Annotated in this window: 7 protein-coding genes; 4 read left to right on the forward strand and 3 right to left on the reverse strand. The window is 50.6% G+C overall.

Annotated features, from left to right (window positions below):
* Positions 1-54 precede the first annotated feature (54 nt).
* Both ACO0LB_RS11875 and ACO0LB_RS11880 read right to left on the reverse strand, forming a co-directional pair.
* Entirely contained in the window at positions 55-3558 is a 3504-nt protein-coding gene (locus ACO0LB_RS11875; RefSeq protein WP_423049307.1) for a bifunctional diguanylate cyclase/phosphodiesterase, read from the reverse strand.
* 456 nt (positions 3559-4014) lie between these two features.
* Positions 4015-5322, reverse strand: a complete 1308-nt coding sequence (locus tag ACO0LB_RS11880; protein WP_423049308.1) for a hemolysin family protein — start codon at positions 5320-5322, stop codon at positions 4015-4017.
* A gap of 359 nt (positions 5323-5681) precedes the next feature.
* Between ACO0LB_RS11880 and ACO0LB_RS11885 the strand changes: the two genes are divergently transcribed.
* On the forward strand, positions 5682-7751 hold the full coding sequence (locus ACO0LB_RS11885; RefSeq protein ID WP_423049309.1) for a site-specific recombinase: 2070 nt from the start codon (positions 5682-5684) through the stop codon (positions 7749-7751).
* Positions 7752-7926: 175 nt separating this feature from the next.
* On the forward strand, positions 7927-8562 hold the full coding sequence (locus tag ACO0LB_RS11890) for a YitT family protein (protein WP_423049310.1): 636 nt from the start codon (positions 7927-7929) through the stop codon (positions 8560-8562).
* Between the two features lie 27 nt (positions 8563-8589).
* Here ACO0LB_RS11890 and ACO0LB_RS11895 read toward each other — a convergent pair whose 3' ends face one another.
* On the reverse strand, positions 8590-9597 hold the full coding sequence (locus tag ACO0LB_RS11895; protein ID WP_423049311.1) for a GlxA family transcriptional regulator: 1008 nt from the start codon (positions 9595-9597) through the stop codon (positions 8590-8592).
* A gap of 425 nt (positions 9598-10022) precedes the next feature.
* Here ACO0LB_RS11895 and ACO0LB_RS11900 point away from each other — a divergent pair, with 425 nt between their 5' ends.
* Positions 10023-11129 carry an S-(hydroxymethyl)glutathione dehydrogenase/class III alcohol dehydrogenase gene (locus tag ACO0LB_RS11900; protein WP_423049312.1) on the forward strand — a complete coding sequence of 369 codons (1107 nt, stop codon included), beginning with the start codon at positions 10023-10025 and terminating at the stop codon, positions 11127-11129.
* Between the two features lie 17 nt (positions 11130-11146).
* Positions 11147-12016, forward strand: a complete 870-nt coding sequence (fghA, locus tag ACO0LB_RS11905; RefSeq protein ID WP_423049313.1) for an S-formylglutathione hydrolase — start codon at positions 11147-11149, stop codon at positions 12014-12016.
* Positions 12017-12064 lie beyond the last annotated feature (48 nt).

A 12064-nucleotide genomic window follows, 5' to 3' on the forward strand; every position in this document is an offset into this window, starting at 1 on the left:
CATCACACAAGCAGGACTGACTAAAGCGGGACTAACTAAAGCCAGCCCCTTCACTCAAACGACAGACCGGACAAAAGTCTCAAACTCTGTGGAAGTCACTGGTCGGGAAAAATAATATCCCTGCACTTCGGCACAGCCTTGTTCACTTAAAAATTCCAGTTGCTCCAGCGTTTCTACACCTTCCGCAATCGTCTCCAGACCCAGACTTTTTGCCATGCCAATCACCGCACTGACAATCGCCTTGTCTTCAGGATCGGTATGAATGTCACGCACAAACGACTGATCGATTTTAAGTTTATAGACCTTGAATTTTTTCAGGTAATTCAGTGAAGAATAGCCGGTACCAAAGTCATCAATCGACATTCTTACACCGCGTTCGTGCAGATTATTCATGATCGCGATGGCAGCATGCGGATCATACATGGCCACGCTCTCGGTCAGTTCCAGCTCCAGATATTCTGGGGCGACATTTTCTTGCTTCAAAATCTTGCTGACCATCGCTGGTAAATCCACATGCCGGAATTGCACTGCCGATAAATTGACCGCCATCGTGGCGACACCCAGACCAGCGTCAAGCCACAACTTCATCTGTGCGACAGCAGTACGCAATACCCATTCTCCAATACTCAGTATCAGGCCGCTTTCCTCTGCCACAGGAATAAATTCCGCTGGCGAGATCATGCCAAGCTCCGGATGCTGCCAGCGCAATAAGGCCTCTGCACCGATCACTTGTCGATCCATAATCGATAATTGTGGCTGATACAGCAGATACAGCTGATTTTTTTCCAGAGCATGTCGCAATGCGTTCACCAGCTCCAGATGTCGCGCCGATCGTGCCTGCATTTCTTGAGTGAAGAAGCGATAAGTATTACGTCCTTCACGTTTAGCACGGTACATCGCTGCATCAGCATTCTTGGACAGCATTTCCAGATCCTGTCCATCATGCGGGAAAATAGCAATGCCGATAGATGCGCTCACATTCAGATCATATTGACCTAACTGATAAGGCAAGCCAACAACGCGCATGATTTTTTGCACGACGCTTTCCGTTCCGCGCATGTCAAGGCCAGGCAACAACAAAATGAATTCATCACCGCCAAGCCGGGATACCGTATCGTCTTCGCGCAGTGCGCCACCCAGACGCTTCGCCAGCTCAATCAGCATTGCATCACCCAGACTGTGTCCAAGGGAGTCGTTGATATCTTTAAAGTGATCGAGATCCAGAAAAATCACTGCCAGAGAATCATGTGTGCGACGAGCAAGACTGATGGCATAACGGGCGCGCTCATCCAGCAACACCCGGTTAGGTAAGCCAGTCAACGCATCATAGTGCGCCAGATATTGTATGCGTGCCTCGGTCTGTTTTTTTTCTGTAATGTCTTCCTGTATTGCCAGAAAATGTGTCACTTGCCCACTCAGATCACGTACCGGAGAAATCTGAACCAAATCTATGTGGTCTTTGCCATCAATGTAGGTATTGGTCATCTCGCCTTTCCAGCTTTCGCCGCGCTTCAGATGTGCCCACATATCCTTATACACCGTTGACGGTGTTTTACCGGATTTGATCATGCTTGGCTTACGACCGACAACATCGGCGAATACTCCTCCGCTGTTACGTAAAAAAGCGGCATTCACATACTCAATATTGGCATTGGTATCCGTAATGACGATAGAATTCGAACTCTGTTCAACGGCCTGTGACAGCTTGCGCAGCTTGTCTTCTGCATGTTTTCGCTCAATCGCGATCGCAATAAAATGCGCTGCCATTTCGAGCAGTTTGAGATGAAACACCTGCGGCTTCGTCGGCACGTGGTGATAAATCGCAAACGCTCCCAATATCTGCTGAGAGGAAGAGAAAATAGGCTCAGACCAACAGGCGCCCAAACCAGCTGCTTTGGCCAGATCGGCATATTGCTCCCAATACGGGTGAGATGCGATATCTTCGACAACAGTACGCTGGCCGGTGAACATGGCATGACCACAAGAACCTACGCCTTCGCCAATTTTCTCACCATTAATGGCCTTACTGAAAAAGGCTGGAAAACTCGGTGTAGCTCCCAACCTGATGCGTTTGCCTTCACTATCCAGCAGGAGAATAGAACACAGGCTATCCGGAATCATCTGTTCCAGACGAAGTACGACATCATCCAGAATCTGGCTCAACGATGATGTACCAGTGATGCGCTCCAGCATATAAGCGCGCAATTCTTCGGAGATCAGCGACTGCTGACGCTCTTCTTCCATGGAAAACCGGTTCAAGGCATGGCTGATATCGACCGCCATTTCCAACAATAAATCCTGTGCAGCCGCATCGAAGGCATTTTCATGATCTGCATACAGATTGAAGGTACCAACCACCACGCCGTTTTTGTGCAGCGGCAAGGCGGCCGAGGCTTTCCAACCAAATCTGGCACCCCGGGCTGACCAGTGCGCCGTCGCTGGATTGGTTTGAAATTGCTGGCACCAGAAAGGTTCATTTTCCCGAAAAACAGTAGCGCTGGGGCCTTTGCCATCAGGATCATCGGCATGCACCGAAATCCTCAGATCATTCAGATAATCGGTTCCGTCACCAGCACTGGCAACAGGCTGCAGTTCCTGACTGGCTGGATCAAACATACCTATCCATGCCATTTTCATGCCACCAAACTTCACCACGTCACTACAGACTTTAGGAAATAATTCCTGTTCGTTTTTACTCCAGACAATCGCCTGATTACATTGACTCAATGCGCTATATAAACGTGTCAAGCGGCTGTTGTACTGGCTCACGTCAAGACGCTCACGATCTACCTGCGCAAGCTTTGACTGCAAAATCGAAATCCAGCCAAGAATACTGGACTGCATTCCCGAAGGAACCGCAATCGGCGAGTGAAAGTCGGCGCTGCCAAGTTTGATCAACACGCCATGTATCTGCTCAACATCTGCCCCCATAGTCAGATAAAACGAACGATACGCATGCCACAACATCGCTACCAGCAAAACACAAAATAGCACGAACACCCAACGCATATACAGCGCGTTATCCAGCGTCTGCGCTACTTGTGCCGCAGTCCGCTTTTCCATCAGCTCATGTGCCTCGGCAATCAATTGCATCAATGATTTTTTTGCCAGAAGATAGGTATTGTCATACAGCATATTATTGGCATACAGGCGGCGAAGATCATCGACGCCATCTGCACGCTCAATCAGTGCCATGGCATCGAATTCTATCTTCGTCAAGGCATCGGATTGCGCTTTGGCATCGGCTAATTTTTTGAGCTCACTGTCAGTAAATCCGGCCGCGCGCATTAAGTCGAGCAAGGCAATTCTTTGATGACTGGCGGGACGGGGTCGCTGATCATCTTTGAGCACCAGATCCCAGTACGCATGATGGTAGGCCACAGGACGGGCAATTTTGCCATCGCGGATGCCCAGAATTTCCTGATAATGCTGCTTGTAGACTACGTCCCCAGTGGCGACATAAATACGTACCATATTGGTCAGATCATCTGACGACTGCCGTAGTTCATCCGCCAAAATGTAGGACTGGTAACGCTGTTCATTAGCGCGATCGATCATTTTTTCTGATTGGACATAGATGCCAAACACAATAGAAAAAATGACGAACAGGCCAAGCGTAAGCCAGAAACTGCGAGAGTATCGGAAAATGCTGCTTAGAAAAGTCATTCTGAATTTGCCTTCAACAACTTACCCTCACACCAGAATATGTTTGCGCCAGCAAAAAATTAACAAAAATGTGATCTGAAAGAACTGACCACCATGCAGTTCATATAGCACTTCTGACTGACAACATTTTATGATAAAACAACGCGTCAGATGATGACCATCATGTGCTATTTACTGGTAATAAAGCAATACGCTATTGAGCGGTCACGGATAGTAGCGAGCCAAAATCAAACTACAATCTAATCACTGTTGAATCGCTACTCAATCCCTACTGATCCGCGATTGTGATCTTTTTTTATTACATGAATCTGACTTGTGCGGTGAGCAATATACTGCCACCACTCCCGTTTATGCTTGCACCTTCAATTTGGGATAAATACGCACCAGCAAAATACGTGGGCCATTCATTTTTTTGACGACCGCGTCAAAGTGTTCAAACTCTATTTTTTGACCTTCCTCCGGCAAATCTCCGAGTGCATGCATAATCAGGCCGCCAATTGACTCTACTTCGTCGCTATCAAGATCAATCCCGAGCGCCATACCTAAAGTGTATAAGGGCAAACTGCCTTTGCCGATCAGCGTACCGTCATCCAGAACAGACCAGTCATTTTCGTTCTGACGAAATTCATCACGAATTTGCCCAACCAATGCGCCCAACAGGTTATCCAATGTCAGGAAACCAACCGGCTTACTTCCTTTGTGACCCACAATCGCAAAATGGGGGGCACCACTACGAAAGCGGCGGAATAATTCCAGTGCAGGCATTGTCGGCGGCACAAATTCCACCTGACGCAGCAATGCACTCAGATCATCCAGCGTTTTTCCCGCCTGTTGCGCAAAGAATAGGTCTTTCAGGTGCAACATCCCTAAGACCGTTTTTTCATCCTCATCAAAATACGGGTAACGGCTGAAACGATTCCGTTTGGCGGTTGCCATATTTTCTTCAAGCGAAGCGGATTTATACATGGCGACCACTTCATTGATAGGACGCATCAGATCGGAGATTTCCAATCCGCCAAAGTCCAGCACTTGCGCCATGATGCTCCATTCATCGCGGGTTTCCTTGCTGCCGCTACGACTGCTGCGCAAAATCAGTTTCAGTTCTTCCGGCGAATAATGGCTGTCGCTGCCATGTACCGCATCCAGCCCTGCCAGCGCCAATACCTTGTTTGAACTCCAGTTTAATATCCAGATCGCCGGATACATCGCCCAGTAAAATGCGTACAGCGCGGGAGCTGTCCACAGCGATACTCGCTCCGGCATACGGATCGCAACAGATTTGGGAGCCAGCTCACCAACGACGATATGCAGAAAAGAGATCGTAAAAAATGCAAAGAAAAACGAAATACCGTGAATCAATTCCACAGAGGTGACGCCTGCCAGTTGTAGCAGCGGCTGCAATAAACGCGCAAACGCAGGCTCACCTATCCAGCCCAGCCCCAGAGATGCCAGAGTGATGCCGAGCTGGCATGCCGACAAGTAGGTATCCAGGTGTTGATGTACCTTGACCAGCAAACGACCACGCAAGCCAGATACTTTGGCGAGACTTCTGACACGGGTCTGACGCAACTTCACCAGCCCGAATTCTGCCGCCACAAAAAAACCATTCAACAACACCAGCAATAACGCTGCCACGACCAGAAAAAAATTATCCAACGTACAACCTTCTGAGAAAAAAACAAGCAACCTGCATCGGCTCGGAACACCCTCACACGCATCTCACGTCCGACTTCAGACGTGACGTCATCATCATGTCCCGATTACCTACGCATACAGTATGCACACTATGCCTACTGTAGACTAATTTGTCACTCACTGGTATCCGCACTTCAACGGAACTTTGCTTATTCTGTTACTGTCCGACCCATATAGGTCACTTCCGACCACTTCCGGCAATGACCGCTATCGACAGGCTGCAGCAGCATCGCTGGCGATGCCTTTGCAGTCCCTTATGCCGCCAACAGCGTCACTGTCGCGACAACCCCAGCGTCAACATCCTCTGAAAGGAGCATCGATTGTCACTAGATCAGGTACTCATCAACATAGAAAATCATCTGGCAGAACAACCTGCTTTGCGTTCAACCGAACATTTACAGGAGCTGATTGCCGTTCTGCGCCCGCCTCAGCCGACCGATTCAGCACGTGCGACCGACAACGTCCGCGCATTGTGCTACGTCCTGATGCGGCATCCATCCTGGCGACTGGCACTACGGCGCTATCTGATACAAGTGCTGACCTCACGCCATCTGGTGCACTTACTGACAGACACAGGGATTACGCTGAACGGCAATTTCTGGAGCGCAGCATGGCAAAGACTGATCAATAAACTACTGCCACCACTGGTCAACGACGATTACATCAAAGATATTTTCGGATTATTGTTTCATGATCCGCAAGATCATTTGTGGGTCAATGCGGTGGCTGACAATGTCTGGCAGGATCTGATGCGGGCGATCGGATTTCGGATTCCAAAGGCAAGACAAACCTACGCCATTATCACCAATGAAATGTTGAGTGCGGTGCAAGTATTATCGTACCGCATCACTAATATCGGCCTGGAAGCAGAGCTGGTGCGCAATTATCCGGCCATAGAACAATTTGAGTCCCCATTTCTGCGTCAGAACGACGCCATCAATGAATATGTGCTGTGCCAAAGCGAATGGCTCGGTGACCGCATGAAACAGCGTGAAGACAGCAAACACATTGAGGTATTGTTGACGCAGTGCGAAGCGATTGCTTCCCGCATACGCCGCACTGCGGCGGTACAAGGTGTGTCCATCAGCCTGACGCGTCTGCTGTTGCGTTTGACTCAAAGTATTGCCCGCCTGCGTTGCCTGTTGGCATTACTCGACAGCCGCGATAGCGAGACTGCGACCAAAATCGCCACCACATTACTCAAAGAACTAGTGAGTGCTGACAACCAACGCCATAGCCTGCGCCATCTGCTGCAAACCAATACCGAGCTGCTGTCGCTGCAAGTAACAGAAAGAGCGGGACGCAGCGGTGAGCATTACGTCACCGATACACGCGCAGAATGGATGAGTATGCTGCGCTCTGCGGTAGGTGCGGGGGTAATCGTCGGCTTCATGGCAACATTCAAAATTCTGTTTGCCACAATGGCGCTTGCCCCATTTGGCTACGCATTGCTGTACAGCCTGAATTATTCTTCCGGATTCATGCTGGTACATGTGCTGCACTTCACGATTGCCACCAAACAGCCCGCCATGACTGCGGCGCTGATTGCACGCGCTATCGATCAGGGAAAACAATCGCTGGATGAACTGGTCGAACTGATCGTGCGGGTATTACGATCGCAATTCATTGCCATCATCGGCAATATCGGACTCGCCATACCGACGGCGTATCTGATTGCCTGGATCTGGTACGGCATGAGCGGTCAGCATCTGGTGAATCCGGAAAAAGCGCAACATTTGCTGCATGACCTTGATCCGCTGGGCAGTCTGGCCTTGCCGCATGCTGCAATCGCGGGTGTCTGCCTGTTTCTATCCGGTCTCATTTCAGGCTATTACGACAACAAAGCCAGCTATGCCAATATTCCTGCCCGTTTACGTCAACTGGCGTGGCTGCGCTCCCTGCTGGGAGAAAAACGCTTGCTCAGTGTCACCACCTATATCGGCAATAACCTTGGCGCACTGGCTGGAAATTTCTTTTTCGGCATCATGCTCGGCAGCATAGGGCAATTAGGGAGTTTCTTTGGCCTGCCTGTCGACATCCGGCATATCACCTTTTCCAGCGCTAACTTCGCCTTTGCCTTAGTCGGACTGGAACACCAAATCAGCTGGCAGCTATGTCTGTACACGTTGGCAGGCATTCTGCTGATCGGGATTGTCAACCTTGGTGTCAGTTTCAGTCTGGCGATGCTGGTAGCGTTGCGCTCGCGACGCGTCAGTTTTGGTCAATGGCGGCATCTTGGCGCCCTGCTCTGGCGTCGTTTCCGCACCGGAGCCAGAGATTTTTTTCTGCCCGCACGACAAGTGAATGACAGGGAGCAACAAACTGACCAAGGAGCGGGAAAAGATCATACGGGCAACAAAGATCAGACGAATACGACGTCCGATGTGTGATGTTTATATGATGTTGGCTTGATATTTGCTTAATATCGACTTGAATTGGCTTGATACAGCGCAAGCCCATCGCAACTGCTGGTGCTCACTGTTCAGAGATGCGCCAGTTGGGGCGTACAATGCGCCGCTGGCTCCACTTGCCTTTCGTCTGTTTTTTTCTGACCACGATCACGTCATGACACAACAAAAACCCGCTACTTCCCGGATTTTCATTCCACACAGCTTGCTGGAGGACGTGCTGGCCATATTGACTGGCACGCTGTTTGTCTCCCTTGGCGTAGCGCTCTTTAACCAGGCAGGACTACTGACTGGCGGAACAGCCGGACTGGCATTTTTACTGCATTACAAGACGGGTATGTCATTCGGGCTGGTATTTTTTTTGCTGAATCTACCGTTTTACTGGCTGGCGTGGCGTCGCATGGGTTGGCAATTCACGCTCAAAACCTTCTGCGCAGTGGCAATGGTTTCAGTATTTTCCGGGCTACATCCCAAACTGGTGCATCTGGTGAATACCAGCGCACTGACACCATTCTATGTCGCGCTCATCGGTGGACTACTGATGGGCGTGGGCTTTGTTGTCCTGTTTCGTCATAAAGCCAGTCTGGGTGGCATTAATATTCTCGCTTTGTATCTGCAGGAAAAAAGAGGCTTGCGTGCAGGTACCTTTCAAATGGGCGTCGATGTGCTCATCGTCATGGCGTCACTGATGGTGGTTAGTCCAATGGCACTACTGGCCTCCATCATGGGGGCATTTGCGTTGAATCTGGCGATTATGCTGAATCATCGTCCCGGCCGCTATATGGCAATGTAATCACCTTATGACCGACTGCTCCGGCAGTCAGCCAGTTGAATGCAGACGCTGACGATAATCGCTGGGGGACATCTGCAAACGCTGCTGAAACACGCGGCGAAGTTGATCCCCGCTGCCAAAGCCACAACGCGCAGCGATCTGCTTCATCGACACTCGCTGCTCGGTTTTGTCCGACAGAAGCTGGCATGCCAGCTCCATCCTTGCGGACGTAATAAATTCTGAGGTAGTGACACCAGCCTCCAGATGAAACTGCCGGGTAAAATTACGCAAACTCATCCCCGCCATATCCGCCAGTTGCGCCACCGGCAAACGCTGATGCAGATGCGCCAATATCCATTCCTGTAATTGACGGATATTCGTCTGGGTCGTTTTCTGGCTGAGCAAATGGGTGCTGAATTGCGATTGCCCACCGGGACGCTTCAGATATACGACCAGATCACTCGCTACTTCGAGCGCCAGATCGTGACCACAATCGGCTTCGACAAAAGCTAACGCCAGATCGATGCCCGCCGTCACACCTGCCGATGTCCATAAATTACCAGCACGGATAAAAATAGCATCAGCATCCACAATCACCGAAGGAAATTCCTTTTGTAATTGTTCAGCCACACTCCAGTGCGTTGTCGCATGCTGGCCATCAAGCAAGCCCGTGCGTGCCAGAAAAAATGCACCGGAACACAAGGCAGCCAGACGATGCACTTTATGCCCGACATCAGCCACCCAATCGCTGATTGCGGTATTGACCTGCAGCGCCTCACGAATATGCCGCGAGCCGACAATAATCGCATCATCAGGCAATGCCAGCGTACTCAAGGCTTTGCTGGCATCCAGACTCATCAGGGTATCTGAGCGCACACTACCGACCTGCACAGAAGCAATTTTGACATCATAGGCAGCGGGCTTGCCCTTTTTCTGCAAATGAATATTGGCATATTCAAAGACCGACATCGGGCCTATCGCCTCAAGCGCTTTAAAGCCAGGATAGATGATGATGTCCACTTTTCTGGGCCATTGCGGTTGTATTGGTGTCGGCATAAAGTGTTTGCTATCAGTACAGAAATGAGGCGTATTTGCCCGGACATGATATTGCATGACATAACGGCAAATGTGGTGAATACGACATTGAGCTGCCCAATGCGAAAGGTAGCGTCCTGTCAGTGATCAGTTCTGCGTGATGTTTAGTGAATATCGGGTAAATAACTGCTTTATGTTTCATTGATGTTCAACTCTGCTCTACTTAACTCTTGCCTGATTAGCTTCCAGTTCTTCTGCACTTTTTTACATTTTTTGTCTTCTTGGCAGCTTCAGCATATGCTGGTACAGCGATATCATAGCAGCGAACATCAGAGCCTCAGCATATTGCGCCAATCTTCATGCAGATTACGCCAAACCCCATCATAAACTACGCGATAGATCAGTGAATCTAAGACAATCTGCAGCATTATTGATAAAGGACAGACATGAAAACCAAAGCCGCCATTGCCTGGAAAGCCGGAGCACCGTTGACGATAGAAGAAGTCGATCTGCAAGGACCACGCGCAGGTGAAGTCCTGATCGAAGTCAGGGCCACAGGCATCTGCCACACCGATTACTACACGCTGTCAGGCGCCGATCCTGAAGGCCTGTTTCCGGCGATTCTCGGCCATGAAGGTGCTGGCATCATCGTTGATACCGGCCCGGGTGTCACCAGCGTGCGCAAAGGCGATCATGTGATTCCTTTGTACACGCCAGAATGCCGTCAATGCAAATTCTGCCTATCACGCAAAACCAATCTTTGTCAGGCGATACGCTCGACTCAGGGTCGCGGTCTGATGCCAGATGCCACATCGCGCTTTTCGCTGGATGGCAAACCGCTGTTCCACTACATGGGCACCTCGACATTCTCTAACTACATCGTCGTGCCGGAAATTGCCGTCGCCAAAGTCCGTGAAGACGCGCCTTTTGACAAAATCTGCTACATCGGCTGCGGTGTGACGACCGGCGTCGGTGCTGTCGTATTCAGCGCGAAAGTGGAAGCCGGTGCGAATGTCGCCGTCTTCGGTCTGGGCGGTATTGGTCTGAACGTGATTCAGGCCGCCAAAATGGTCGGTGCCGACAAAATTATCGGTGTCGATATCAATCCTAAACGTCAGGAAATGGCACGTAAATTCGGCATGACGCACTTTGTGAATCCGAATGAAGTTGAAAACGTGGTGGATCACATCACGCAACTGACGGATGGCGGTGTCGATTATTCGTTTGAATGCATAGGCAATACCAAGGTCATGCGCCAAGCGCTTGAATGCTGCCACAAAGGCTGGGGACAATCCTTCATCATCGGCGTGGCGGAAGCCGGTGCAGAAATCAGCACCCGTCCGTTCCAATTGGTGACGGGACGGGAATGGAAAGGCTCCGCCTTCGGCGGTGCCCGTGGCCGCACCGATGTGCCGAAAATCGTTGACTGGTACATGGAAGGCAAGCTGAATATCGACGATCTGATTACCCATCGTCTGCCGCTGGAAAGGATCAATGAAGGTTTTGATCTGATGAAGAGCGGCGAATCCATCCGTTCTGTTGTGCTGTATTGATGATGGCGGACGTCACGATGAAGGCGCTGCCTGAAGGCGTGGAACTGCTAAACCAGCATGCGTGTTTTGGCGGGCTGCAGCAGTTTTATCGCCATGCATCAACAGAAATCGGGTTGCCGATGCGCTTTTCAGTTTTCCTGCCACCGCAGGCACTGACAGGCACGGTTTGCCCGGCGATATTTTTTCTGGCAGGTCTGACCTGCACCGAAGAAACCTTCATGATCAAAGCCGGGGCGCAACGCGTCGCTGCGCGTGAAGGCTTGATTCTGATCACGCCGGATACCAGTCCGCGTGGTGCGAATATTCCCGGTGACAGCGATGCCTGGGATTTCGGTGTCGGTGCGGGCTTCTATCTGGATGCCACCGAAGCACCGTGGAGTGCGCACTACCGCATGGAAAGCTACATCGTCCATGAATTACGTACGCTGCTGGGTCAGTTCTTACCCATCGACACAGAACGCCTCGGCATCATGGGGCATTCCATGGGGGGACATGGCGCACTGACACTGGCCTTGCGCCATCCCGGCATCTATAAAAGCCTGTCCGCTTTTGCACCGATCACTGCACCAACGCAATGTGCGTGGGGGCAAAAAGCATTCGCCGCTTACCTCGGCACCGATCAAGCGGCATGGGCGGCACATGATGCCAGCGCGCTGATGACACAGCAAAAGCGCGCTCCGTATCCGCAAGGCATCCTGATCGACCAGGGCGAGGCGGATCAGTTTCTCGCAACCCAGCTATACCCACATCTGCTTGCAGCAGCCTGTAACAAGGTAGGTCAAGCACTGAACTTACGTCAACATGCGGGCTATGACCACGGTTATTACTTCATCAGCAGCCTGATTGAAGATCATCTGTTGCATCATAAAAATCAACTGCTTGGTTAATCATTAGCATTCTGAAATTCATTCGCTGCATCATGACAGGAACAAACA

Source organism: Undibacterium sp. SXout7W (assembly GCF_049339385.1).
In the GTDB taxonomy this organism is placed as follows: domain Bacteria; phylum Pseudomonadota; class Gammaproteobacteria; order Burkholderiales; family Burkholderiaceae_D; genus Undibacterium.